This window comes from Silanimonas algicola, from assembly GCF_054777375.1.
The window spans coordinates 86572-112339 of record NZ_BAAHAS010000003.1; the positions used below are offsets into that span (position 1 = coordinate 86572).

Sequence of the window (25768 nt, forward strand, 5' to 3'; positions counted from 1 at the left end):
GCTCAGCCCGGCGGCGATGTCGCCGGCGGCGGGGCCTGCAGGGCGTCGAGCGTCACGGCCAGCAGGCTGCGCAGGCCCGGCTCCAGCGCCGATTCGTCGAACAGGAATTCCGGCGAATGGTTCATCGGCGCGCGCCGCGGGTCGATGCCCGGACCGGTGCTGCCGACGAACCAGTAGAACGTCGGCGCGACGGTGCTGAACTGCGAGAAGTCCTCGCCGATGGTCAGCAGCGGCATTTCCACCACCTTGTCCTCGCCCAGCGCGGCGCGCAGGGCGGCACCGCCGCGCTCCGCGCGCTCGGCGGCATTCGCGGTGAGCGGCGCGTTGAGGTTGACGCTGAGCTCGGCGGTGGCGCCCGCCGACTCGGCGAGGGCCTTGGCCGTGCGCTCGAAGCGGGCGATCACGTCGGCGCGCACGCCGTCGTCGAAGGCGCGCAGCGTGCCGGCCATGCGCGCTTCATCCGGGATGATGTTGAAGCGCACGCCGGCCTGCACCTGGCCGGTGGAGAGCACCACGGGCGAACGCACGATGTCGGTCTGCCGCGAGACGATGGTCTGCATCGCCATCTGCACCTGCGCGGCGATGGTGACCGGGTCGATGCCGTCCCAAGGCCGCGCGCCGTGCGTCTGCCGCCCACGGATGACGAGGTTCCATTCGTCGACGGAGGCCATCGTCGGGCCGCTGCGGTAGCCGACCGTGCCGGCCGGCAGGGCGGCCCACACGTGCAGGCCGTAGATGGCGTCGGGGGTCCAGTCGGCGAACAGGCCGTCGTCGATCATCGCCTTCGCGCCGACGATCTGGCCGGGCTGCGGCGGGCCTTCCTCGGCCGGCTGGAACACGAACATCACTTCGCCGGCGAGCTCGTCCTTCATGCCGACGAGCACCTCGGCCGCGGCCATCAGCAGGGCGACGTGGGCGTCGTGGCCGCAGGCGTGCATCACACCCACCTCTTGGCCACGGTAGGTCGTGCGCACCGTCGAGGCGAAGGGCAGGCCGGTGGCCTCGGTGACCGGCAGCGCGTCCATGTCGGCGCGCAGCGCGATGCGTGGGCCGGGTTTCGCACCTTCGAGGATGGCGGCGACGCCGGTGACGCCGAGGCCTTCGCGCACCTCGAGGCCGAGGCCGCGGAGGTGGGCCGCCACCTTGGCGGCCGTGCGGACTTCAAGCGTGCCGAGCTCGGGGTGCTGGTGCAGGTCGCGGCGCCACGCGGTGAGCTCGGGCATCACCCCGGCGATCGCGGCATCGAGCGGCGTCGCCGCGGGCGTCGCGGCCAAGGTCGCGAAGGGCAGCAGGGCCAGCGCGGACGCGAGCAGCGCGAGCGGCGCGAATCGGAGGGCGACGGACAAGGGCAGCGGCATGGTCGAGGGGATCGCATCGGGGACACCGAAGCATACGCAGGAACCACGACAGCGCCGCAGGGCCCACGCCGGTGCGGGCTCACGCCCGGCGTGGTGCGGCGGGCACGGGTGGCAGCACGGCATGCCCCGCGCAGGCGAGGAAGGCATCGCCCGCCGACGGCCGCGGCAGGACGCGCCCGGTGAAGGCGCTGAAGGCCGGCAGCACCAGCTGGCGCGCGGCCGCCCGCCACCAGAACGCCGGCAGCCGGCCGAGCCCCGTCACCCGCGCGGCCGGATGCTGGTGGCCACAGAGGCTCGGCTGGCCGGGCGGTGCGTGCTCCGGTTCGTGGCAGAGAACCAGCCCGCGCTCGAGGGTGACCGCCTCGCGACGCGCGAGCCCGAGGTCCGCGGGGCCCGCGTCATCCCGAAGCGCCCGGTCGTGGTTGCCGACGATCGCTTCGATGCGCAGGCCGGGATGCGCGGCGCGGAAGGCGCGCCAGTCGTCGCGCCAGGCGGCCTGCCGGTGCAGCGCGCCATGCAGCACGTCGCCGAGGATGATCAGGCGCGCGGCCCGCGTCGCCTGCAGCAGCGCGGCCAGCCGCGCGAGGTCCGTCGCCGTGCCGCCGCGCGGGACGGCGAGGCCGGCGCGTCGGAACACCTCGCCCTTGCCGAGGTGCAGGTCGGCGACCAGCAGCGCGTCGGCCGCGGGCCAGTGCACCGCCCGCTCGCCGTACAGCGCCAGCGTCTGGTCGGCGATGGCGAAGGCGCGCGGCAGGCCAATCTCAAGCACCGTGGGTCTCCTCGAGCAAGGCCGCGGCGCGCTCGACGCGCGCCTTCCAGTCCTCGGTGCTCAAGGTGCCGCGCTGCTGTTCCGCCCAAAGCGGGAACGCGAGCGGGGTCAGCGTGGACGGGTGGGTCAGCACGATCTCCGCGGCGGCCGCGGCGTCGAGCGCCCGCACGAGGCGCGTGGCGTCGAGCTGCGCCTCGAACACGTCGGCTTCGGCCTGGGCCAGCAGCACGTGGCCGGGGTCGTGCTGGCGCAGCACGTCGAACAGCAGGCCGCTGCCGGCCTGCAGGGACTTCAGGCTGCGCGGCGCACGCCCCGGCAGCGAGGGCGGCAGCAGCCCGGCGATGCGCGCGACCTCGCGGAACTGCCGGCGCGCCATCTCCGACAGGTTGAGGCTCGCCGCGAGGTCCTCGCGCAAGGCCTCGGCGGCCAGCGCGCGGCGCAGCACGGCGGCGTCCAGACGGAGCGCCGCGAAGCCGCGCTGGGTGTGCGGCGCCAGCACGAAGCCGTAGTCGTTGACGGCGAGGCCGAAGGTGTTCGGGGCGAGGCGGCCGAGGCGCAGCGCGACGAGCGCGGCGAGGCCCTCGTGCACGTGCCGCCCGGCGAACGGATAGACGAACAGCCGCGGGCCCTCGCGCGTGGCGATGACCTCCGCCAGCAGTCGGCCCGGGGCGGGCAAGGCGGACAGCCGGCCCTGCAGCGCGCGCAGGCCGGCGCTGGCGGCATGCTCCGGCACGGCGCCGACCGATGGGGGTTGGGCACCGTCCTCGACCGTGGACAGCACGGCCTGCAGCCCCTGCCCCAGCGTGTCCGACAACGGCAGCGTGCCGCCGCCCCAGCGCGGCACGGCGCTGGGCTTGCCCTTGGCGAGGCGCACGTAGGCGGTCATGTCGCGCAGCTGCACGAGCTCCAGCGCGCGGCCGGCGAACAGGAACACGTCGCCCGGCGCGAGGCGCGCGATGAAGCTCTCCTCGACGCTGCCGAGCCGACCGCCCTTCAGCCACTGCACCGAGACGCTGCCGTCGGCGACGATGGTGCCGATGCCCAAGCGGTGGCGGAGCTGCTGGCGGCGATCCGGCACCACGAGGCGGCCCTCCGCATCGCGCTCGACGCGGCGATGTTCCGGGTAGTGCTGCAGGGCCTCGCCGCCGGTTTCGACATAGGCCAGCACGGTGGCCCAGGCGGCGTCCGACAGACCCGCGTACGCGTGCGTGCCGCGCACCTCGGCCAGCAGCGCCGCGGCATCGGTGGGCGCCGCCACCGCGCAGCTGACGACGTGCTGGGCCAGCACGTCGAGGCACAGCCGCGGCGGCGGGCGCGGCTCGAGCCGACCCTCGGCCAGCGCGCGCCGAAGCGCCGCGTACTCGACGATCTCCAGCGCGTGGGAGGGCACGGCGACGACCCGCGCCGCCTCGCCGGGGCGATGGCCACTGCGGCCGGCGCGCTGCATGAGCCGCGCCACACTCTTCGGGCTGCCGATCTGCAGCACCTGCTGCACGGCCGGGAAATCGACGCCAAGGTCGAGGCTGGAGGTCGCCACGACGCAGCGCAGCGCGCCGTCGCGCAGGCCCTGCTCGACCGCACGCCGCGCCACCGCGTCGAGCGAGCCGTGGTGCAGGCCCAGCGTGGCCGGGTCTTCGGGCCACACGGCCGACAGCGCCTGGTGCCAGAGCTCGGCCTGCGCGCGCGTGTTGGTGAACACCAGGGTGGACGCGGCGCCGAACACCGCCTGCAGCACGCGGGGCAGCTGCTTCAGGCCGAGATGCCCGGCGAAGGGGAAACGCTCGCCCGCCGCCGGCAGGAGCGTGGTGAGTTCGATCGGCTTCGGCCGGGGATCGACGATGCGCAGGGCCTGCGGGTGCGCCCGGCGCGGGTCCGTCGGATCGGGGCACAGCGCGGCGAGCGCCTCGTCGGGGTTGCCCACCGTGGCGGAGACACCCCACACCTGCAGGCCGGGGCACATCGCGCGCAGGCGGGCGATGGCGAGCTGCAGCAGCACGCCGCGCTTGCTGCCCAGCAGCTCATGCCATTCGTCGACGACGAGCCAACGCAGCGTCGACAGCGTGGTCGCGGCGTTCCCGTGGCTGAGCAGCAGGTTCAGCGACTCCGGCGTCGTCACCGTCCAGGCGTCGGCCCCGCGCCGCGCGCGGGCGCGGTCGGCACTGCTCGCGTCGCCGGTGCGCAGGCCGACGCGCAGCGGCTCCAGGCGCGGCGGGCGCCGGCGCGTCGCGGGACGCGCGGTCGAGGTCGGCGCCGCGGCGATCGCCTGCATCGCGCCCACGCCCTCCGCGGCGGATTGCAGCGCGCGCCGCGTGTCCTCGGCGAGCGCCTTCAGCGGCGTGATCCACAGCAGGCGCGGGGCCGTGGGGACGTCGTCGACGGCGTCGCGCAGCGGCCCACCGGCCACGGCCAGCGTCTTCCCGCTGCCCGTCGGCGCATTGACCAACCCGCTCAGGCCCTCCGCCTGCGCGCGCCAGACCGCCTGCTGGAAGGGCGCTGGGACGAAGCCGCGCGCGACGAACCAGCGCTCGACCGGGTCGGTCGACTCGACCTTGCCGACGCGGGCGGCAGCGCCCTCAGCCATCGATCATTGCCTTCAGCGTGTCGAGACGATCGGCCTGCGCGGCGGTCTTGTCGCGGCGCCAGCGCAGCATGCGCGGAAAGCGTAGCGCGACGCCGCTCTTGTGGCGCGGCGAACGCTGCACGCCCTCGAAGCCGATCTCGAAGACCAGCTGCGGCTCGACCGAACGGACGGGGCCGAAGCGTTCGCGCGTGTGGGCGCGCACCCAGCGGTCGAGCTCGAGGAACTCGGCATCGCTGAGCCCCGAATAGGCCTTGGCCACCGGCACCAGGGCCTCCCCGTCCCAGAGCGCGAAGGTGCAGTCGGTGTGCAGCGTCGCGCGACGGCCGTGGCCGGCCTGCGCGTAGAGCAGCACCGCATCGACGCTGCGCGGGTCGAGCTTCCACTTCCAGGCCTCGCCGCGCCTGCGGCCGACGCGGTACGCGCCGTCGCGGTGCTTCAGCATCAGGCCTTCGGCACCCTGCTCGCGCGCTTCGGCCCGCAGCACCGCGGCGGCCGCCCAATCCGGGGGATCGAGCACGGGCGACAGGCCCAGCGCCGTCCCGTCGACCACCGCATCGAGCGCCGCGCGGCGCACGCGCAACGGACGATCGCGGAGATCGACGCCCTCGGCCTCCAGCACATCGAACGCGAGGAAGCGCACGGGAGCGTCGGCGAGGACTTTGGCGCTGGGGCGCTTCCGTTGGATGCGGGTCTGCAAGACCGCGAAGGGCAGCGGGGCTTCGTCGCGCCAGGCCAGCAGTTCGCCGTCGAGCACCGTGCCGTCGGGCAGCGCGGCCGCGGCCGCCTCGACTTCCGGGAAACGACCGTCCAGGCGCTCCTCGCCGCGCGACCACAGCACGACGCGGCCGCCCCGCCGGATCAGCTGCGCGCGGATGCCGTCCCACTTCCACTCCAGCTGCCACGCGTCGATGGGGCCGAGCGTCTGCGGCGCCGCCTCGAGCGGCGAGGCGAGATAGAAGGGATAGGGGCGCGCCGGGTCGGCCGCGCGCGCGGTCGGTCCCTCGGCAGCGTCGAGGCCCGCGCGCCCCTCGTCGGGCGCGACCAGCGCCGCCCACGCCTCCGGGGTCGGCGCCACGCCGCCGACGAGGCGCTCGGCCATGACCGCAGTCGGCACGGCCGCGATCTCCGCCAGCGCCTGCTGGAGCACCCCGCTCGACACCCCGACGCGCAGGGCGCCGGTCAGCAGCTTGGTGTAGACGAAGCGCGCGCTGCCGCGCCAGCGTCGCCACCCGTCGATCACCGCCGCGCGACGCACGGGCTCGTCGAGGCCCGCCACGGCGCGCAAGCGGTCCACTTCGTCGGCCAGGCCGTGCGCCTCGGCAAGCACCGCCGCCGAGGGTTCGGGCAGCAGCAAGGCGATGGTCTCGGCGAGGTCGCCGACGTGGGCGTAGCTGTCCTCGATCAGCCATTCCGGATGGCCGCTCGCCTCGCGCAGCCAGCGGCGCAGCTCGCCACTCGCGGCGATCTTTCCGGTCTTCGCGCCACCGATCTTGCCGCCGCCCAGCAGGTGCACGGCCCACGCCGCATCGGCCGCCGGCATGGCGCGCAAGCCCTCGACGAGGGCCGCGCGCTTGTCGGTCAACGCGGTGCTCGCGTCCAGCGCGTCGTAGAGGGCGGCGAAGGCGAGCATCAGTTCTCGCCGCCGAGCTCGGTCTTCAGCGCGGCCGCGTCGAGGCCCTCGTCGCGCAGCACGCGCACCAGGGCCTCGGTGTTGCCGTGCGTGGCCAGCACGCGGCGCGCGCCGGTGCCGCGGCAGGTGCGCAGCAGCGAGTCCCAGTCGGCGTGGTCGCTGACGACGAAGCCGCGATCCACGCCGCGGCGGCGACGGTTGCCGCGCAGCTGCATCCAGCCCGAGGCGAAACCGACGCTGACGGACTTGAACCGGCGCATCCACGGCGAGCCGATCGCCGAGGGCGGCGCCAGCACCAGCGCACCGGCGAGGTCCTTGCCGCGGGCCTCGTCCGACAGCGGGCGCGTCGGCGGCAGCACCACGCCGGCCTCGCGGTAGATCGCCACGCCCGGGCCCATCGCGCCGTGCAGCAGGACCTCGCGGTCCATGCCCCCGGGAAGGCGCGCGAGCTCGGCGAGGATCCGCTGCGCCTTGCCGAGCGCGTAGCACAGCAGCAGGGCCGCCTCGCCGCGCGCGGCGCAGGCCTCCCACCAGGCGCGGATCTCGGCCGCGACCTCGCTGGCCGGCCGCCAGCGGTACACCGGCAGGCCGAAGGTGGCTTCGGTGATGAACACGTCGCAGGGCACGACCTCGAAGGGCGCGCAGGTCGGGTCGTCATCGCGCTTGTAGTCGCCGCTCACAACCCAGGTCTCGCCGTCGACCTCGATGCGCACCTGCGCCGAGCCCAGCACGTGGCCGGCCGGATGCAGGGAGACGCGCGCCGCGCCGAGCGCGAACGACTCGCCGTAGGTGTGGCCCGACAGCGCTTGCGCCTCGCCCAGCCGCCAGCGCAGCAGGCCCAGGCCCGGCGTCGCCGCATGCACGACGCCCATGCCGGGGCGCGCGTGGTCCGCGTGCGCGTGGGTCACCACCGCACGCGGCACGGGTCGCCACGGGTCGACATGGAAGTCGCCGGCGCGGCAGTACAGGCCTTCGGGGGTGAGTTCGAGCAGCTCGGGCATGGCGCGCAGCGTCGCCGCGGCGCGGTCAAGCCAGCGGCAAGGCGCAACGTCGCGTGCGCCGCTCAGCGCGGGGCGTCGTCGACCCCGACGCCGATCACGAACCCCACGCCATCGCCCTCCATCCGGACCTGCCGAAGCTCGGCCTCACCGGCGCCGGGCAACGCGGCAATCGCGGCCATCAGCGCATGGGTGTCGGTGTTGCTCGTGGTGCGGCCTTCGACGCGCAGGCGGCGGGACTCGAGCGTGATGGTGGTGATCGTGCGCTGGGTATCAGCCAGCGCACCGATGCGCGCCGCGAGCTGCTGCCAAGGTGCCGCTGGCAATCCACTGGCGCGCTCGCGCACGGCAAAGGGGTTGGGCCGTCCGGCCGCATCGCGCTCGCCGATGGCGGATTGGGCGACGGCCTCGGCCGCGGGCAGCACGAAGCGCTCGTCGAGGCCGCCCAGTACCGTCCAGTCGGGCGCCCACGCCGGGATCGGCGGGTGCGCCGGCCAGCGCGCCCAGTCGCGATAGGTCTGGCCGCCGAGGGGAATCGACGGCACACCGTCCCCCGCCCAAAGCGGGATCGCGCTGTCACGCACCTCGTCGAGGCGGGCGACGAGCCCGCCCGACGCATCCCGCGCGAGCGCGACGCGACGCGGCGGCATCGCGGCCCCGCCACCGTGCTCGGCATGCTGCAGCAACACGAGCCAACCGTCCTCGCAGAGGAAACCCTCGACGCCGCGCAGCGTCTTCGAGCGATAGGGCACCGGCCCTTGCATCGCGATGCGCTCCCAGTCGCGCGCCTCGCCGTCGCGGACGATGCCCTCGGCCGGCGCGTCGGTCCGGAGCAGGCGCTGCCACAGGTCGAACGCGCGGCGATCCCGATCCCGCAAGGCGATGGCCTGCCTGTCCACCTGCGCGGGCGTGAACACCCAGCGGGCCCTCAGTTGCTCGCGGTCGTTCGCGACGATCTCCAGCGCCTGCGGCTCGATGCGCCAGGCGCCGAGCAAGGGCGTCTGCCGCCAACCGAAGCGGCTGCCGTCGCCCGCGGTGAACGCGTACAGGCCCCGAAGATCAGGGCAACCGCCCGCCGTGTCGGACGCCGGCTCCGGCGCCGCCCAGCCTTCCGGCGGCGAATCCGCGCCGGAACAGCCCACGAGCCCCATCGCCGCGACGAGCGCGGCGATGGAACGGGACGAGACGATGCGACGGGAACCGAGGGGCGTGGGCATGCGCTATTCGTAGCGCAGCGCCTCGATCGGGTCGAGCCCCGCGGCCTTCGAGGCCGGCATGATGCCAAAGACGACGCCGACGAGCGCCGAGAAGCCGGCCGCCGCGGCGATCACCCAGATCGGCACCGACGCCGGCGGGAAGCCGGGGATCATCGCGGCGATGCCGACGCCCGCGGCGATGCCGAGCACGATGCCGATGATGCCGCCGAGCAGGGCGAGCATCGCGGCCTCGAGCAGGAACTGCACGAGGATGTCGCGCCGCGTCGCACCGAGGGCCTTGAGGATGCCGATCTCGCGGGTCCGCTCGGTCACCGACACCAGCATGATGTTCATGATGCCGATGCCGCCCACGAGCAGGCTGATGCCGACCACGCCACCCACGACCAGCGTGGCGGTGCCGGCGATCTGGTCGAACTGCTTCACGAAAGCGTCGGCGGCCTCGACCTTGAAGGTGTTGCCCTCGCTGGCCGGCGTGCGCCGCGCCGTGCGGATGGCGCGGGTCACGCGTTCGCGCACCGTGTTGACCTGCTCCAGATCGGGCACGGTGAAGCTGGCCTGCATGAAGGGCCGGTTGCTGGCACCCATCATCGCGCGGCCGACGTCGAAGGGAATGATCAGGTAGTTGTCGAGGCTGAAGCCAAGCAGGTCGCCCTGCTTCTCCATCAGCCCGATCACCTTGAACCATTCGTTCCCGATGCGGAGGTACTCGCCGACCGGGTCCTCCGGCATGTCGAGATCGACGCGCAGCTTCTCGCCGATCACCGCGACTTTGCGGCGTCCGCGGTCGTCGGCCGGTGCGAGGAAACGGCCCTTCACCGGCCAGCGGGCGTACACCGCCGCGTAGTCGGCGTTGCTGGCCTGCACCTGCGCCGTCACCGTGCGGCCCTTGTAGCTGATGCCCGGCACGTTCACCGCGAGGATCGGCGCCACCTGGCCGACGCCGGGCACGCGGTAGCGCAGCACCTGGATGTCGTCGAAGGTGATGTAGTTGAGCCGGCCGCTCTGGAAGTTCTCGTTGGTGTTGACGGCCTGCAGCGTCAGGGTGCTGCCGCCGAGGTCGGCGAGCTGGTTCTTGATCGAGGCCGAGAAGCCCTGCACGAGGGACACGACGGCGATCACCGATCCGGTGCCGATGACGATGCCCAGCGTCGTGAGCACGCTGCGCATGCGGTTGGCCAGCAGGCTGGCCAAGGCAGCGCGGAAGGCTTCGAGCAGGGCCTGCATCAGCGCGTCCTCCGGTCGTCGACGATGCGGCCGTCGCCGATGCGCACGGTGCGATGGCAATGCGCGGCGATGTCGGGTTCGTGGGTCACCACGACCACCGTCTGGCCCTGCGCGTGCAGGGCGTCGAACAGCGCCATGATCTCCTCGGAGGTGCGCGAGTCGAGGTTGCCCGTGGGTTCATCGGCCAGCAGGAGCGAAGGCTCGCCGACCAGCGCACGGGCCACGGCCACGCGCTGGCGCTGGCCGCCGGACAGCTGGTTCGGGCGGTGGTCGAGGCGATTGCCCAGGCCCACGCGCTCCAGCGATTCGATGGCCCGGCGGCGGCGCTCGGCGCGCGGCAGGCCGCGGTACACCAGCGGCTGCATCACGTTGTCGAGCACGCTCATGCGCGGCAGCAGGTGGAAGCTCTGGAACACGAAGCCCACCTCGCGGTTGCGCACGTGCGCCAGCTCGTTGTCGTTGAGCGTCGCCGTATCGCGACCGTTGAGCAGGTAGTGGCCGGCGCTCGGCGTGTCGAGGCAGCCGAGCAGGTTCATCAGCGTCGACTTGCCCGAGCCCGACGGGCCGATCAGCGCCACGTACTCGTTGCGGTCGATGAAGAGGTCAACGCCATCGAGGGCGCGCACCTCCTGGTCGCCCATGACGTAGTGCTTGTGGATGCCGACGAGCTCGATCACCCGGCGTCGTCCTCGGCGTCGGTGTCCTCGTCTTCGTCGTCCTTGGCCTCGATCTCCTTGACGCTGCCGCCCTCCATCAGCTGGCGCAGCGCACGGCCCGGACCCGAGACGACACGGTCACCCTCGGACAGGCCCGCCGTGATGGCCTGCCAGCGGTCGTCGGCCTCGCCGACCTGCACTTCGATCTTGCTCACCTTGCCATCGACGATGCGCCAGACGTGGTGGACGGTCTTGCGCGGCTCGGGCTCGCTGGCGATCACCGCTTCCACCGGCACCGCCAGCGTCGACGTGCCATCGCCAAGGAAAAGGTCCGCGCGCGCGCTCATGCCCGAACGCATGGCCAGACCTTCCGGTGGCGTGAGCTCGGCGATGACCTCGTAGGCGCGGCCCTGGTTCTCGAGGATCGGCGCCAACGCGACCTGGCGCACCACGCCGGGCACGGCGGTGTCGGGGAAGGCGGCCGGGTAGACGTCGACCGTCTGGCCGACCGCGACCTTGGCGATGTCGCCCTCATCGACCTTCAGCCGCGCCTCGATGGCGCTGGTGTCGGCGATGGTCATCAGCTGGGCACCGGCGAAGGCCTGCGTGGAGGGCACGGCGGTTTCGCCGGCCTTGATGGTCACGCCCACCACGGTGCCGTCGATCGGCGCGACGACTTCGGTCTTCTGCAGGGTCTCGCGGGCGTCGGCGAGGATGGCCTCGGAACGCTTGAGCGCTTCCTCGCTGCTCTTCAGCTCGATGCGCGCGAGTTCGAGCTGGTTCTTCTCCTCGTCGAAGCGCGCGCGATCGATGGTCTGCGCGTCGGCGAGGCGCTGGTAACGCTCGAACTGCTTCTCGCGCAGCGCCAGGGTGACGCGCTGGCGCTCGATGCTGATGAGGGCCTGCCGGCGGCTCGCCTCCTCGCGCTCGATGGCGTTGCGGTAGGTCTCCGGGTCGAGGCGCAGCAGCACCTGGCCGCGCTGCACGCGGTCGCCGTCCTTCACCAGCACCTCGCTGACCTGCGCCAGCACTTCCGAGGTGAGCTTCACCTCGGTGCGGAAGGCGAGGGTGCCGGAAGCCAGGATGGTGGGGCGGATGGCCTGCGGCGCGGCGGAGGCCACCTGCACCTCCACCGCGTCACCACCACCGCGCTTGGCGATGAAGGGCAGGGCGAGGACGAGGGCGATGCCGCCCGCGATCAGGGCTTTCTTCGGAATGCGCATGGACGAGGGGCCGGGAGGGTCAGAGCAGGGCGATCAGCAGCCAGATGCCGTAGATCAGCACCGAGGGCAGCGCCGCGACGACCACGGCCGAACCCCAGCCGCTGCGGGTGAAGGTCTTCCAGCCGATGGCGCCGAGGGCGATGGCCCACAGGCCCAGCAGGTCGAAGCCCTTGGCAAGCGTGCTCAGGTCGTGGTCGAACGGGAGTTGCACCAGCAGCGGGTCGATGCGCGTGAGCGAGATCGCGTGCAGCGGCGTCTGCGGCGCCATCGTCAGCGCGCCGATGGTCGCGACGAGCGCGCCCAGCGCGGTCGGCATCGCCCCCCAGGTGGCCAGTGACAGGCCGTGCTTGTAGGACAGGCCGGCGCCAGCGATCTTGCCGGCGAGGAAGTAGTACAGCGCGAAGATCGCATAGACGATCGGCACGAAGATCAGGGTGCCAGCGGCACCGATGTAGCCCTGCACCTTCGCGCCGGGCATGAACTGCTTGGCCTGCGCGATCTCGGCCGGGGTCATCTCCTGGCCCATCATCGTCAGCGAGAAGTCCTGGAACCACACGGGATCCACGCGCAGGTAGTAGGCGAGGATCATGGCCACCGACAGGGCGACCATGATCGCCATCGGCAGCAGGAAGGTGGGCTTGTCCTTTTCGGCCGTGAAGACCTTGGCCGGGTCCAGGAAGATGTCGACGAGTTGCATGCGCGCATTCCCCAATGCGTGGAGGGAGGGTCCTCGGGGCCAGACTGTGGCCTGGCGCCGAGGGGTGGAAGTGACGGAGGTCATGTCCGTGGTACGCAAGCGGACGTCCGGCCCTTACAGGCGCCCGGCGCGCTTGATGGCGAGGTAGTGCTGCACGAGGGCGGCCGGCAGCTGCTCGCAGCGCACGTCCAGCACGTCGATGCGACGCGCCCGAAGCTGGGCGTGGGCGCGCTTGCGCGCGGCCAGGTACTGCTGGGTGGCGCCCAGCCGCAAGGCGTCCTCGAATCGCTCGGGCGTGGCCGCCATCGCGGCATCGAGCGCGCCCTCGCGAAGGCTGGCGACGCAGACGAGATGCCGGCGCTGAAGCAGTTCGAGGCCGGCGAGCAGGTCGTCGGCGTCCTCGTCGCGCACGTTGGTCACCACCAGCACGAGGCTGCGTCGGGCGTTCTGCGCCAGCACGCGGCGTGCGGCCTCAAGGTAGTCGGCCGCGACCGGCGCCGGCTGCACGTCGAAGGTGGCTTCCACCAGTGCGTCCAGCCCGCCGACGCCGCGCACCGGGGGCACGCTGCGGTCGACCGCGCCGAAGGTCTGCAGGGCCACCGCATCGCCCTGCCGCAGCGCCGTGTAAGCCACCAACAAGGCGGCGTTGAGGGCGTGGTCGAAGTGCGTCAACCCGCCGTCCTCGGCCAGCAAGCGGCGGCCGCAGTCGAGCAACAGGGTGACGCGCTGGTTCTTCTCTTCCTGGTATTCGCGGGAGATCAGGCGGCGCGCCCGCGCGGTGGCCTTCCAGTCGATCTGCCGCAGGCTGTCGCCGGTGCGGTATTCGCGCATCTGGTGGAATTCGGTGCCGTCGCCGCGACGCCGCGCCAGGTGCGCGCCGGTCATCCGCGTGGCCTGCTCGGCGGTGTGCAGGGCGAGCCCGGCCAGCGGGGCGAAGTTGGGGAACACGCGCACCGGTGTCGTCGTGCCGAGGCGCCGCGTCTGCGTCCACAGCCGCAGGGTCGACACCTGGCGCCACCAGGCGGGCTCGAAGGCCGCCTCGCCGCGCCGTGGTGGCAGCGTGCGGTAGGCCAGCTCGAGCACTTCCCGCGGCGCGATGCGCAGATCGCGCGGCTGGTCCTCGACGGTCCAATCCCCGGGGTGGCCATCGTGCAGGGTGCCGCTCACGCCGCGACGGGTGGCATTGGTCACGCGCAGCGAAACGGTCGCCCACGGCCCCAAGGGCAGGATCGCGGGCATCAGCCGCTCGAAACCCGGCGACGGATGGCGCATCAGCACCACCGCATCGAGGAGCAGGGCGATGCCGAGGACGGCGCCGGCGCACAGCCAGTGCCGCGTCGCGAGCCCGGCGAGCGGAATGGCCAGGCCCGCGAGGCCCCAGAGGGCCAACAGCGCGATGGCGGCGCGCGTCGGGCTCACTGCTGCGGAGCCTTCACCCGTTCGCGCAGGGCGGCCAGCACCGCGTCAGGCGACTGGCCTTCCAACTGCAGTTCGGGACTCAGCGCGATGCGGTGGCGCAAGGCCGGCAACAGCACCTCGCGCACATCGTCGGGCACCACGAAGTCGCGGCCTTCCATCGCCGCCTGCGCGCGCGCCAAGCGCACCAGCGCGAGGCTGCCGCGCGGACCGGCACCGAGGGCGATGCCGGGCCATTCCCGCGTGGCGTGCACGAGGCGCACGGCGTAGTCCAGCACGGCGGCGTCGACGCGCACCGACGCCACCGCCTGCTGCATCGCGACGACCTCTTCCGGCGCGAGCAGGGCCTTCAGCGTGGAGAGGTCGAAGTCGGCGCGGGCACGCCCGGTGCTGATCGCCTCCACCATGCGCACCTCGTCGGCCAGCGACGGGTAGCCGATCAGGATCTTCAACAGGAAGCGATCGAGCTGGGCTTCGGGCAGCGGGTAGGTGCCTTCCTGCTCGACCGGGTTCTGCGTGGCGATGGTCATGAAGGGCGCAGCGAGCGGGAAGCTCTGGCCTTCGATGGTGACCTGCTGCTCCTGCATCGCTTCGAGCAGGGCCGACTGCGTCTTCGCCGGGGCGCGGTTGATCTCGTCGGCGAGCAGCAGGTTCGTGAACACCGGGCCACGGCGCACGCTGAAGGTTTCGGCCTTCGGGTCGTAGACGGCATGGCCGCTGACGTCGCTGGGCATCAGGTCGGGCGTGAACTGCACGCGCGAGAACTGGCAGCGCAGCACCGCGGCCAGCGCGCGCACCAGCAGGGTCTTGCCGAGGCCGGGCACGCCCTCGATCAGCACGTGGCCGCCGCCGAGCAGCGCCAGCAACAGCTGGTCGAGGACGGCGTCCTGGCCGATGAAGGCCTGGCCGATCTCGCGGCGCACCGCGGCGACGCGGTCGGCGAGGTCGGCGAAAGGCAGCGGCGGCGGGGCGGGATGGTCGGGGCTCATGGGCGGGTCCGGTTCGGGTGGCGAGGCGGAAGGGGGAATCAGAGTCGGTGCAGCAGGGTGGCGAGCGTCGCGACCGCCTCGCGGAACCGATCGGGCGTGGCGCGATGCGGCAGCGCGAGCGCCGCGGCGATCGTGTCGACGGGGACGCGGCTGCGGTCGGCCAGGGCCCGGGCCAGCGCGGCTTCGTCGAGGCCCGCGAGGGCATGGCGCTGGGCGAGGCGTTCGAGCACGGCTTCGCGGAGCGCGGCATGCAGGGAGGCGCCGTGGTCGTTGCGGAAGGCGAACTGCCCGGCGGCGTCGATGTGCTCCATCAGCGCGCGGCGATGCGCCGAAGGCGCTGGCACCGTCGGACCAAGGCGCTGGCTGGCCCAGCGCAGCCACGCCAGGAGGGCCAGCGCGAGGCCGAGCATCACCGGCCAACCTTCGCGCCACAGCAGCGCGGTGAGCGAACCGCCGCGGTGGCTCAGCAGCCAGACCGCATCGCCGTCCAACCAGTCGCCGGCCAGCTGCGCCATCAGGCGCGTCTGCGCATCGCGGCGCTGCTCGCGTTCGGCATCGGCCTCGGTATCCCCGACGCTGCCGACGGGGTAGAGGTGGTGGTTCGCGAAGGCGTCCAGGTCGCTCAGCACCAGCACCTCGCCTTCGCCATACGGCAGGCGGGCAAGGCGGGCGTGGCCGGCCTTGGGCCAGAGCAGCGCGCCCTCGGCGTGATCCGTCACTGCGAACGGAGTGCCGCAGACGACCCCGGTGATGCCGTCGGCGAGGCGGAGGCGCGGGCAGTCGACCTCGGCCGCGGCACCGCGCAGCGCTTCCACCCCCAGGCCTTCACCGAGCATGGTCGACAGCGAGGGCGCGGCATCACCGGACGGCATGGGCAGCACGAGGCGTCCACCCTGCCCGACCCAATCGAGCAAGGCCCAGCTGTCGTCCTCGGTTTCCACCTGCGCTTCCGGGTACAGCAGCACCAGCGTGCCGCGCGGCGGCGGCGGGGTGCGGCGGACGTCGACGTGGCCCTTCAGCACCACGTCCTGCCCGGCCTCGCGCAGCGCCAGCGCGAGGCCGTGCAGCGGGTTGGCTCGCGCCTCCGCGGTGGGGGGCGTCGGCTGTTCGACGGTGATGCGCTCGTGGGTAGCGAGGAAGGCCCCGATCCCCAAGCCGACGACCGCAAGCAAAAGCGCCCCGACGGCGAGGTTGCGAGGCAGCGGGCTCATGCGCGGCCCTCCCCGAAGGCGTCCGGCCACGCCGCGATCAGGGCCTCGAAGGCCGCCGCATCGGGGCGCGCCCCGGCGTAGGCCACGCCTCGCCAGGCGTGCACGAGCCGGCGCACGTGTTCGGCCGCCGGCGCATGGGCCAGATTGCGTGCGGCGCGCAGCAGCTCGCCTTCGGTGGTGCCCGGCGGCAGCGGCCGCGGGCGTCGCGCCGACACTTCCCGCAGGCCGGCGCGATAGAGGCAGGCGAACGCCTCGCGTGCCTCGCCACGCACCCACGCGGCACGCGCGCGTTGCAGCAGTTCCGGCGCAGCGGCAACGTCTTCCGGCGCGAGGCCGCGGTGGCGCAGCGGCGGCGGCGCGTGTGCTCTGGCCGCATCCTCGCGACGCCAGGGCAGCCAGTCGCGGTAGCGCCAGAGCACGTAGGCCAGCGCCAGCAAAGCCACGGCCCAGAGCAACAGCTCGGCGGCCATGCCCACCACCGTGCTGATCAGCTCGCCGAGCTTCTCGCGCCAGTCGATCAGCGGTTGCGCTTGCGCCTCGTCGAGGTGCTCGGAGAGCAGGTCCTTCATGCGCCATTGCCGCACCGTCCTGGTGCCGCCGAGCGAGGCATCCTCGCGCGCTTCGCGCAGCGCGGATTCCAGCCGGGCGGCCTGCGCGTCGTCGGCGAAGCCCTCCGGCAGGCGCGTTGCGCGTTCGGGAAGGTCGAGCGACTTCGCCGCTTTTTCTTTCGCGTCGAGCGCCGTCGGCATCGCCAGCACCGCGAGCAGCAGCACCAGTGCGCCGCCCGCCCCGCGGCCGGCCGCGACGGCGCGCGCGGCCATGCGCTTGAAGCCGAGCTCGAGGTCCCAGGCTTCGAGATGGACACGTCGGCTCAGGTACAGGCCGAAACCGGCGGCGACGAAGAACGGCTCGATCACCAGCACGCCAAGACAACCGACGGCGTTGAGCACGAGGTCGAGCCAGGGCGTGGCATCGCTGCCCAGCGTGCCCATCCAGTCGTCGCCACGGGCTTCCCACCATTCCAGCGGGATCATCAGGCCCACCAGCGCCCAGGCGCCGGCCACGAGGACCAGTTCGAACCACGGCAGCAGCAGCCACAGGGTGGCCGCCTGCGGCGCGCCGTCGCGGCGCAGCAGGCGGCGGCGCTGGCCGCGCTCGGCACGCGGCAGGCCTTCGAGCAGATCACTGGGCATCGACAAGGCGCGGAACGGATCGAAACGCAGCCACAGCAGGCGCGGCAGCGTCGGTCGCCAACCCCAGCGCCATGCGGCGCGGTACACCTCGGCGCGCGTCGGCTCGTGGCCGAACACCGCCCGCGAAAGCACGAACAGCGGAATGCGGTCGAGTGCCGGCTTCAGCCACCACAGGGCGAGCGGTGCCAGCCAGATCGCACCGAACCAGTGCCCAAGCCCAAGCAACAGCGCGCACAGCAAGCCGGCACACAGCAGCCACGGTCCCATCCAGGCGCGGGCGTGGTGGCGGGCCAGGGCGATGCCGAGATCGACGGCCTCCCACGAGGTGCGGGCGCGCAGCGCGACGCCGAGGCGATCAATCCGCATCGTCGCGTCCTCGCCCGCCCATCGCCAGCCACCAGACGGTCGCGATCCAGAGGGCGGCGGCCAACGGGAAGCGCACGAGGTCCGGCAGGTCCGCCTTCGACGACCAGAACGCCTCGATGAAGGCGGCCAGCAGAAGCATCGCGAACACGCCGAGGCAGAGCTTGGCACCGTCGCGGCCGGACGCGACCAGCGCATCGCGGCGCCGCAAGCGGCCGGGCGCGATCAGCGACAGCCCGATGCGCAGGCCGGCGCCCCCGGCGATGACGATGGCGGTGAGCTCCGGCGCGCCATGCGTGACGACGAAGCGCCAGAAGGTGTCGCCGTAGCCGGAAGCCTGAAGGTGGCCGGCGATGCCGCCGATCATCACGCCGTTGAACACCATCACGTACAGCGCGCCGAGGCCCGCCGGCAGGCCGGACGCAAAACTGCGGAAGCCGATGCTGATGTTGTTCATGACGTAGTAGCCGAACATGGCGAAGTCGCCGTCGGCGCCGCGGTCGCGGCCGAAGTGCTCGGCGGCCGGGTCGTACATCGCCTCCATCTCCGCCAGCATGGAGGCGTCGAAGAGCAGCCACGCGACGTCCGGGCGAAACTGCAGCAACGTGAAGACGCCCACCAGGGGCACGACGAACAGCGCCGCCGAGAGCGCCATGCAGCCGGCGTGCCGGCGCACGAGGCGCGGGAAGCCGGCCAGCACGAAATCCCACGCGGCTTGCCAGCGCGGGCGCGGCGGGCGGTAGAGCTGGCGGTGGCCGCGGTCGACCAGGACCTGCAGGGGCTCGACGACGGCCGGGCTGTAGCCGCGCTGCTTGGCCAGCGCGAGCTGTTGGCACACGCGGCGATAGCGCGCCGGGAACTCGGGATCCGCGAGCACGCCGCCCTCCGGCGGCGGGCGCTTCATGGGCGCGTCGGATTCGCGACGATCGAGCCAGTCGGCAAGCTGCGCCCACTCCCCGGCGTGGTGGGCGACGAAGGGCTCCTGCCTACGCATCGCCGGCACTCCGTCCCGCCAGCCAGCGCGCCGCGGCGAGCACCCGTTCGCGCGCCGCGTCGCCATGCAGCCCGATGACGGGCGCGAGGTGTTCGCAGAGCTCGTTCTGGCGCGCCACGCTCAGGGCCCGGCTGCGCTCGCCGAACGCCACCAGCGCCTGCTGTTCCTCGACGACGAGCGGCACCGGCCAGCGTTGGACGTCGCCGGGCGGCAGCACGCTGGGCCTGCGGGGCGGATCGACGTAGACCACCACGGTGTCGGCGACGAGATCGCCGAGGCGACGCGAGTGGGCATCGGCCAGCATGCTCACCAGCCCTGCGCCATACAGCGCCGGCAGCATGTCGACGGTGCGCAGGAAGTTGCGCGTGATCGAGGCCAGCCAGCCCACCGGCGCGCCGTCGCCGCGCAGCACGCGCAGGCCCAGCGCGCGCTTGCCGGGCGTCTGCCCGTGCCAGAGCACCTCGAACAGGATCGGGTAACCCCAGGTCAGCACGAAAAGCAGCAGCAGCATCACGCCCATGCCGGTCTTGCCGGCAATGCCGAGCACCGTGGCGGCGCTCACGTACACCGTGCCGCGCACGCCGAGGTCGATCAGCCAGGCCAGCGCCCGCGGCACGGCGCCGGCGGCGCGCAGCACCAAGGCCACGCCTTCCGGCGTTTCGACCTGGCGAAGGGTGTCGAGCGGGGGGGTGTCACTCATCGCGCGTCCGGTGCGATGGGAGGACGGATGGGAACGGGCGGTCCATCGAGAGCAGGGTCGGGGGGTCGTCGGGACTGTAGCAGCCGACGACCTGCCTCGACATCGAAGCGTCAGCGCAGCCGGACCAAGGCGCCAAGGGCGGTGGGGGAATCGGCCCGATGGTGCCGCTTACGCGTAAAGATCGAGCACCCCACGCCCACCATGACCAATGAGCACATTGGCTTCCCGCGCCGGGGCGGCGAGCACAATCGCGTCACCCTCGTCCTCGCCCGCGTGGCCCTTCGTGGTCTTCGACGCCTCGTCATTCGACGACTGCGCATGCTTCTGCCCGACGTCGGCTTGGCCGAGCTGCAACCCCTGCTGCGCGAGCATCTCGCGCAGCTTCGGCAGCGCGTCCTGCAGGGCCTGGCGCGTGTCCTGCTGGGTGGCGGCGAAGCCGAGGTCGACGCGATCGCCATCGAGCTTCAGGCGGATTTCGACCGGCCCGAGGCCTTCGGGGCTGATGCGCAGGGTGGCTTCGCCGCCCTGCTGCTCGGCGATCCACTGCAGGCGCGCGCCCACCTCTTCCGCGAACCGCGGCGAAGGCAGCGGCACCGGCGCGGGGAAGGCCTGGGCGAGATCGAGCTTGTGCAGGGCGGGCGCGGGCGACGTCGGCGCCAGCGGCGCGGCGTCCGGCGCCCGCTCGAGGCCCAGCGTTTCGGTGAGCGCGGTGAGTGCCGAGGGTTCGCTGTCGTCGGCCACGGGCAGACGCAGCGTGGCCGGCTGGCGCGCGAGGGCCGCGGCCAGGGCATCCGGGCCGGCGGCGTTCCCCGGCGGCATGGGCATCGCCGCGGCGGCGCCCACGGTGGATGCCACGCCTTTGTCGAGTGCGAGCGCGGTGGCGGACGAGGGGCTGGCGCTGTCCGGCAGGCTTGAATCGACGTTCTCTGGGAGCAGGACGTTGAATCCGAACCCACGCGCCGAGGCCACGGTCGACGCGGCGGACGATGCACCGGCCTGGGCGGCGAGCACGGGACTGCCAGGGAACAGCGACGAGAGTCCGGGCGGCGGCCAACCCGGGGCCGGTGCCGCAGCGTCAAGGCCGGCATCGCCCGGCGACGCCGGAACGCCGCCCGCATCGAGGGTGGCGAGTGCCGCCGGCAAGGCCGTGGGGATCGCCGCGGCCGCCGGAAGCGTCGGTACAGGCACCTCGGGCAGCCCGGTCATCGCGCCGTCGAGTGCGCCAGCGTCCAGCGCATCGAGGCTCGCGGCGGCCTCGTCCAGGACGGCGGCGAATCCGCCGACCGTGCCCTCGCCGGCGGCACTCGCCGCCTCCGGAAGCGGCGCGTCGGGACGTGCGGGCTTGGACGTGGCCGAGGATGCACCGAGCGCGGCGGAGAACGTGGGCAGCGTCATGGCATGTCCTTGGTCTGGCGGTCGCGGTGGGCGCGCGCGCCGAGGTCGTCGAGCACGCGCTGGTCGCGGCGCTCTTCGGCCTGGCGTTCGACATGGCGGTAGCTGGCGGCGAGCTTCTCGAGCACGAGCTTGTCGCGGCTGGCGAGTAGCAGCCGGGTGCGCTCGATGGCCAGCGCCTCCTCGCTGGTGGCGATGTGCTTCTGCTGCGTCACCACGGCGTCGTCGATCTTGGCGAGGAAGGCGGCGCGGTTGAGGAGCTGGCTCGCGGAGACGGCGGTGCCGGGCACCGGCGGCGCTTCGTACTCGCCGCGGAAGCGCTCGAGGTCGTCGAGGCGCTGGGCCTGCTGCTGGTGCGCCTGCACGCGCTTGGCCAGCTCTTTCGCCAAGGCGTCCTCACGCCCTTCGGCGCGGCGGATCAGCGGGTCGAGGCGCTTGGAGTTCACGGGCTGGCCTCCAGCAGCTGGGCGAGCGCGGCCTTGCTCGATTCGAGGCTGGCGGCCTCATGCACGTCCTGGCCGAGGAAGGCCTGGATGGCCGGCCAGCGGGCGATGGCCTCGTCCACGAGCGGGTCGGCGCCGCGCTGGTAGGCGCCGATGGCGATCAGGTCGCGCTGGGCGGAGTAGGCGGCCATCAGCCGCTTGAGGCGACGGATGCGCTCGCGGGTGGCGAGGTCGGCGATCTCGGTGACGACGCGCGAGACCGAGCGCTCGATGTCGATGGCCGGGTAGAGGCCCGAATCAGCGATGCGGCGGTCGAGCACGATGTGGCCATCGAGGATCGCGCGCGCGGCGTCGGCGATGGGTTCCTGCTGGTCGTCGCCTTCGGTGAGCACGGTGTAGAACGCGGTGATCGAGCCGCGCCCCGCGGGACCCATGCCGGCGCGCTCGCACAGCGCTGGCAGCTTGGCGAACACCGAGGGCGGGTAGCCGCGCGTGGTCGGCGGCTCGCCGATCGACAGGCCGATCTCGCGCTGCGCCTGCGCGAAGCGCGTCAGCGAATCCATCAGCAGCAGCACGTTCAAGCCCTGGTCGCGGAAGTATTCGGCGATCGACGTGGCGCGCAGGGCACCGTGGATGCGCGCCAGCGGCGGGCGGTCGGCCGGCGAGGCGACGACGACGGCACGCTTCAGGCCCTCGGGGCCAAGCGTGGTCTCGACGAAATCACGCACTTCGCGACCACGTTCGCCGATCAGCCCGACCACGACGACGTCGGCCTGCGTGTACTTGGTCATCATGCCCAGCAGGGTGGACTTGCCCACGCCGGAGCCGGCGAACAGGCCAACGCGCTGGCCGCGCCCGATCGGCAGCATGGCGTTGATGGCGCGCACGCCGACGTCGAGACCCTGGGTGATCGGCTCGCGGGCGAGCGGGTTCTGCGGGACGCCGGTCAAGCCGGTGTAGCTGTCGGGGCGCGGCGGTGGCCGGCCGTCGAGCGCATGGCCGTCGCTGTCGATGACGCGGCCCAGCAAGCCTTCCCCCACCGCCACGCGGCCGCGCGCCCAGCCCGGCACCACGCGCGCGCGCGGCAGCAGCCCGTGGAGATCGGTCGTCGGCATCAGGAAGGTCTTGTCGCCGGCGAAGCCGACGACCTCCGCCTCCACGAACTGGCCGCCCTGCGCCTCGATGCGCACGGCGGAACCGAGCGGCACGTCGCAGCCCTCGGCCTCGAGGGTGAGCCCGACGGCGCGACGCAGCACGCCTTCGCGCACGGTGCCGAGGCGGTCGAGCTGCGGCTCGAGCGTCGACAGGCGCGCGGCGAGGCGCGCGCCGCGCGAGGCGAGCAGCTGGCCGGTGGCGGTGCTCATGCGCCGCCACCCGTGGGATTCAGCACGGCGGCCAGCGCCGCCTGCAGGCGCGCGTCGGCGCGGGCGTCGATGCGCACGCCGTCACCGTGGACGCGCACGTCGCCACGCGCCAACTGCGGATCGGCGATCACGCGCGCATCCGGCCATTGCGGCAGCCAGGGCTGCAGCACCGTCGCGTCGTCGGGATGCAGTCGCAGTTCGACATCGCGCTGGCCCGGACCGACGGCGTCGATGGCGGTTCGGACGAGCAGCGCCAGCAGTTCCGGGTCCGCCTCGTAGGCGCGCCCCAGCAGGGCGCCGGCGATGCGCACGGCCATCTGCCCGAGCGCCGCGTGCACGTCGTCATCGAGGCGGCCGAGCGGGCGCGCCATCGCCTCGACCACGCCCTCGATCTGCGCCACCAGCTTGCGCAGTTCGGCCTCGCCGGCCTTGAAGCCTTCGCGACGGCCCGCTTCGAAACCTTCCTTGCGCGCAGCGTCCTCGATGCGCTGCAGCTCGTCGATCGAGGGCGGCTTGGGCGGTGGCGGCGCGTCGAGTGCCGGCACCTGCCAGAGGGCGGCGACGTCGCTCACACGAACTCCTCTTTCGCGCCACCAAGGCTGATGGTGCCCTCATCGGCGAGGCGGCGGACGATCGCGAGGATCTCCTTCTGCGCGCCTTCGACGTCGCTGAGCTTGACCGGGCCACGGTCGTCCATGTCCTCCTTGAGGATGGCGGCGGCACGCTGCGACATGTTCTTGAGGACCTTTTCCTTGACGTCCGGCGATCCACCGCGCAGCGCCAGCGGCAGGCGATCGCCGGGCACCTCGCGAAGGATCGCCTGCATCGATTTGTCGTCGAGGCCGGCGAGGTCGTCGAACACGAACATCAGGTCCTGGATCTGGTCGGACAGCGCCTGGTCCACCTTGCCGATGGCCGAGAGGATCACCTGGTCCTGCCCGGTGTCGACGAAGTTGAGGATGTTCGCGGCGGTCTTGATGCCACCGATGGTGGTGGCCTTGCTGTTCTGCGAACCCGCGAACTGCTTCTCCATCACCTCGTTGAGCTCGTTCAGGGCGACCGGCGGCACGTTGTCGAGCGTGGCCACGCGCAGCACCACGTCGGCGCGCACGCGCTCGGGGAAATTCTTCAGGGTTTCCGCGGCCTGGTCGGGCTCGAGGTGCGACATCACGATGGCCATGATCTGCGGATGCTCGTTGCGGATCAGGTCGGCGATCGCGCGTGGGTCCATCCACTTCAGCATCTCCATGCCCGAGCTGTTGCGCCCGAGCAGGATGCGGTCGATGACGCTGCCGGCCTTGTCCTCGCCGAGCGCCTGCACCAGCACCTTGCGCACGTAGTCGTCGGCGCCGACGCCCACCGAGGTCTGCTTGTCGAGCGCGGTGGCGAATTCGCCGACCACCTGCTCGATCTGCTCCCGCGAGACGGCACCCACGCTGGCCATGGCCTGGCCGACCTTCTGGACCTCCTTCGCCGTCATGTGCTTGAGCACCTCGGCGGCTTCGACCTCGCCGAGCGACAGCATCAGGATCGCGGCCTTCTCGACGCCGCTGAATTCGCCTTTCTTGTCAGCCATCGTTCGCGATCCATTCCTTCACGACCTGGGCGACGCGGCGCGGGTCTTCCTTGACGGCATTGCGCGCGTACTCGATCTTGCCCTCGATGCTGGTGGGCGGCGCCATGCCGGGGCCGGCCTGCCCGGGCAGCGCCAGCGCCGTGCCGGGCGCACCCGGCGGCAGGGCGGCCATCCCGTCCGCCCCGGCGGCGCCGGGCAGCATCGGGGTGCCGTCGGCAGCATACGCCCCGCCGGCGCCTTCGGCGTCGCGCTGCGGCACGGCCAGCAGCTGCTTCATCGCCGGTCGGATGACCAGGAAGATCAGGAGCAGCACCAGCAGCGCGCCGATGGCGATGCGCGCGATCTGCCACACCAGCGGGTTTTCCCAGAGGGGCAGGGCCACGTCCTCGAGGGGTTCAGGCACGACGAAGGGCGCGTTCACCACGGTCACCACGTCGCCGCGCTGCTCGTTGAAACCCACGGCCTGCTTCACCAGCGCTTCGATGCGGCCCAGTTCGTCAGCGCTGAGCGCGCGGAACGGCGCGGGCTCGCCCTCGGGGGCTTCCTCGCCCTCGGCCGGTGGGGCCGGCACGTTGGGCACGTTGTCGAGCACCACGGCGACGGTGATGCGCTTCACCCGGCCCACCGGCTGGCGGGTGTGGGTGAGGGTGCGGTCCAACTCGAAGTTGCGGGTGCGGCTGCTGGCGGTCTCGCTGGCACCCCCGTCGATCGGCGCACCGTTGCCGGCGCCGGCCACGGCCGCGGCGTCGGCCGCGGCCGGGTCCGCTGCCGGGTCGGCGGCCGCCTCCCCGCCCGGGCCCGGCGGCGTGTTGCTCGTCGCGCCCGGCACGCCGCGGTCAGCGGCCTCGGCGCGGCGCTCCTCGCTCACCTGCTCGCTGCGCAGTTGGCCCGACTCCGGCGCGTAGATCTCGCGCGCCTCTTCCACCGTGGCGTAATCCATGTCGATCGCGACCTCGCTGCGCACACGGCCCACGCCCACGAGGGGCTCGATCAGGCCGGCGACCTTGGCGGACAGCGACGCCTCCTTCTCGCGCGTCAGGGCGAACTGTTCGGCGCTGAGCGCGCCGGCACTGTCGGGCTTGTCGCGGGTCAGCAGGCGGCCGGACTCGTCGACCACGGTGACGCGGTCCGGCGTGAGGTTCGGGATGCCGTTGGCGACGAGGTGCTGGATGGCCTGCACTTCGTCCGGCTTCATGAAGCGGCCCGGCAGCAGGCCGATCACGACGGACGCCGCCGCCGGCTGCTGCTGGCGCGTGAAAGCGGACGGGCGCGGGAGCGCGAGGTGCACGCGCGCCTCGCGGATGGGGCGCAGCTGCTTGATGGTCCTCGCCAGCTCGGTCTCGAGCGCGCGCTGGTAGCGGGCCGTCTCGACGAACTGGCTGACGCCGAAACCCGGGTCGCGCTCGATCAGCGCCATGCCCGGGCCATCGGTGGCACCCAGACCGGCCGTGGCCAAGGCCATCCGCGCGTCCTGCAGGCGCTCGCCCGGCACCTGCACGTCACCGGTGGCGGGATTGATCTCCACGGGAATCTGGGCACCACGCAGGGCGTCGGCGAACTCGGCGGCGGTCGCCGCGTCGATACCACTCTGCACCGTCACCAGCGCTGGCTTCTGCAGCCAGAAGAACGCCCAAAGTCCCCCGGCGATCGCCAGCGTCAGGAGGCCCATCGTCCACAGCTGGCGCACGAGGCCGGCCTGGTTGATCTGCGCGAGCAGGCCGGGCGCGGGTGGAAGGGGTTGCGGGACGACAACGGCATTCATGGGTTCGGTCCG

21 protein-coding genes and 1 pseudogene are annotated in these 25768 nt (G+C 72.8%); all 22 read right to left on the reverse strand.

The genetic code is table 11. From position 1 onward, the window contains the following. Positions 1-2 precede the first annotated feature (2 nt). The gene (locus tag ACYVAK_RS10580; RefSeq protein WP_461060731.1) at positions 3-1358 is read right to left on the reverse strand and encodes an amidohydrolase; all 1356 of its coding nucleotides are present in this window, start codon (positions 1356-1358) and stop codon (positions 3-5) included. Between the two features lie 79 nt (positions 1359-1437). Then, a complete protein-coding gene (gene pdeM, locus ACYVAK_RS10585) occupies positions 1438-2118 on the reverse strand; it encodes a ligase-associated DNA damage response endonuclease PdeM (RefSeq protein WP_461062124.1) in 681 nt (226 codons plus the stop codon). A 1-nt stretch (position 2119) separates the two neighbouring features. Beyond that, positions 2120-4708, reverse strand: coding sequence for a ligase-associated DNA damage response DEXH box helicase (locus ACYVAK_RS10590; RefSeq protein ID WP_461060733.1), 2589 nt, complete (start codon positions 4706-4708; stop codon positions 2120-2122). Continuing rightward, complete coding sequence (locus tag ACYVAK_RS10595; protein WP_461060735.1) at positions 4701-6338, reverse strand: ATP-dependent DNA ligase; 1638 nt, start codon at positions 6336-6338, stop codon at positions 4701-4703. The genes ACYVAK_RS10590 and ACYVAK_RS10595 overlap by 8 nt, the downstream gene beginning before the upstream one ends. Beyond that, positions 6338-7339: a ligase-associated DNA damage response exonuclease gene (locus tag ACYVAK_RS10600; RefSeq protein ID WP_461060737.1), complete on the reverse strand. Its 1002-nt coding sequence runs from the start codon at positions 7337-7339 to the stop codon at positions 6338-6340. Before ACYVAK_RS10600 ends, ACYVAK_RS10595 begins: the two co-directional genes overlap by 1 nt. Before the next feature lie 62 nt (positions 7340-7401). Further along, the gene (locus tag ACYVAK_RS10605) at positions 7402-8553 is read right to left on the reverse strand and encodes a hypothetical protein (protein ID WP_461060739.1); all 1152 of its coding nucleotides are present in this window, start codon (positions 8551-8553) and stop codon (positions 7402-7404) included. Between the two features lie 3 nt (positions 8554-8556). After that, positions 8557-9777 (reverse strand): ABC transporter permease, encoded by a 1221-nt coding sequence (locus ACYVAK_RS10610; RefSeq protein WP_461060741.1) that lies wholly within the window; start codon positions 9775-9777, stop codon positions 8557-8559. Then, positions 9777-10454, reverse strand: a complete 678-nt coding sequence (locus tag ACYVAK_RS10615; RefSeq protein ID WP_461060743.1) for an ABC transporter ATP-binding protein — start codon at positions 10452-10454, stop codon at positions 9777-9779. Before ACYVAK_RS10615 ends, ACYVAK_RS10610 begins: the two co-directional genes overlap by 1 nt. After that, complete coding sequence (locus ACYVAK_RS10620; RefSeq protein ID WP_461060745.1) at positions 10451-11656, reverse strand: efflux RND transporter periplasmic adaptor subunit; 1206 nt, start codon at positions 11654-11656, stop codon at positions 10451-10453. The genes ACYVAK_RS10615 and ACYVAK_RS10620 overlap by 4 nt, the downstream gene beginning before the upstream one ends. 19 nt (positions 11657-11675) lie before the next feature. Beyond that, positions 11676-12353: a YIP1 family protein gene (locus tag ACYVAK_RS10625; RefSeq protein WP_461060747.1), complete on the reverse strand. Its 678-nt coding sequence runs from the start codon at positions 12351-12353 to the stop codon at positions 11676-11678. A 114-nt stretch (positions 12354-12467) separates the two neighbouring features. After that, complete coding sequence (locus tag ACYVAK_RS10630; RefSeq protein ID WP_461060749.1) at positions 12468-13772, reverse strand: DUF58 domain-containing protein; 1305 nt, start codon at positions 13770-13772, stop codon at positions 12468-12470. Beyond that, positions 13769-14758 (reverse strand): AAA family ATPase, encoded by a 990-nt coding sequence (locus ACYVAK_RS10635; RefSeq protein WP_461060752.1) that lies wholly within the window; start codon positions 14756-14758, stop codon positions 13769-13771. Before ACYVAK_RS10635 ends, ACYVAK_RS10630 begins: the two co-directional genes overlap by 4 nt. A gap of 38 nt (positions 14759-14796) precedes the next feature. Beyond that, positions 14797-15969, reverse strand: coding sequence for a DUF4350 domain-containing protein (locus ACYVAK_RS10640; protein WP_461060754.1), 1173 nt, complete (start codon positions 15967-15969; stop codon positions 14797-14799). Continuing rightward, on the reverse strand, positions 15966-17528 hold the full coding sequence (locus ACYVAK_RS10645; protein WP_461060756.1) for a DUF4129 domain-containing protein: 1563 nt from the start codon (positions 17526-17528) through the stop codon (positions 15966-15968). The genes ACYVAK_RS10640 and ACYVAK_RS10645 overlap by 4 nt, the downstream gene beginning before the upstream one ends. After that, positions 17518-18519 (reverse strand): stage II sporulation protein M, encoded by a 1002-nt coding sequence (locus tag ACYVAK_RS10650; protein WP_461060758.1) that lies wholly within the window; start codon positions 18517-18519, stop codon positions 17518-17520. The genes ACYVAK_RS10645 and ACYVAK_RS10650 overlap by 11 nt, the downstream gene beginning before the upstream one ends. Beyond that, positions 18512-19219, reverse strand: a complete 708-nt coding sequence (locus ACYVAK_RS10655; RefSeq protein WP_461060760.1) for an RDD family protein — start codon at positions 19217-19219, stop codon at positions 18512-18514. The genes ACYVAK_RS10650 and ACYVAK_RS10655 overlap by 8 nt, the downstream gene beginning before the upstream one ends. Before the next feature lie 168 nt (positions 19220-19387). Next, positions 19388-20614, reverse strand: coding sequence for a flagellar hook-length control protein FliK (locus tag ACYVAK_RS10660; protein ID WP_461060762.1), 1227 nt, complete (start codon positions 20612-20614; stop codon positions 19388-19390). Beyond that, positions 20611-21057, reverse strand: coding sequence for a flagellar export protein FliJ (gene fliJ, locus ACYVAK_RS10665; RefSeq protein ID WP_461060764.1), 447 nt, complete (start codon positions 21055-21057; stop codon positions 20611-20613). Before fliJ ends, ACYVAK_RS10660 begins: the two co-directional genes overlap by 4 nt. After that, positions 21054-22411, reverse strand: a pseudogene (locus ACYVAK_RS10670) (FliI/YscN family ATPase); the annotation flags it as partial. The pseudogene ACYVAK_RS10670 and the gene fliJ, both read right to left, overlap by 4 nt. Positions 22412-22414: 3 nt before the next feature. Further along, the gene (locus ACYVAK_RS10675; protein WP_461060766.1) at positions 22415-22990 is read right to left on the reverse strand and encodes a FliH/SctL family protein; all 576 of its coding nucleotides are present in this window, start codon (positions 22988-22990) and stop codon (positions 22415-22417) included. Then, entirely contained in the window at positions 22987-23994 is a 1008-nt protein-coding gene (fliG, locus tag ACYVAK_RS10680; RefSeq protein ID WP_461060768.1) for a flagellar motor switch protein FliG, read from the reverse strand. The genes ACYVAK_RS10675 and fliG overlap by 4 nt, the downstream gene beginning before the upstream one ends. Next, a complete protein-coding gene (gene fliF / locus ACYVAK_RS10685) occupies positions 23987-25756 on the reverse strand; it encodes a flagellar basal-body MS-ring/collar protein FliF (protein ID WP_461060770.1) in 1770 nt (589 codons plus the stop codon). Before fliF ends, fliG begins: the two co-directional genes overlap by 8 nt. Positions 25757-25768 lie beyond the last annotated feature (12 nt).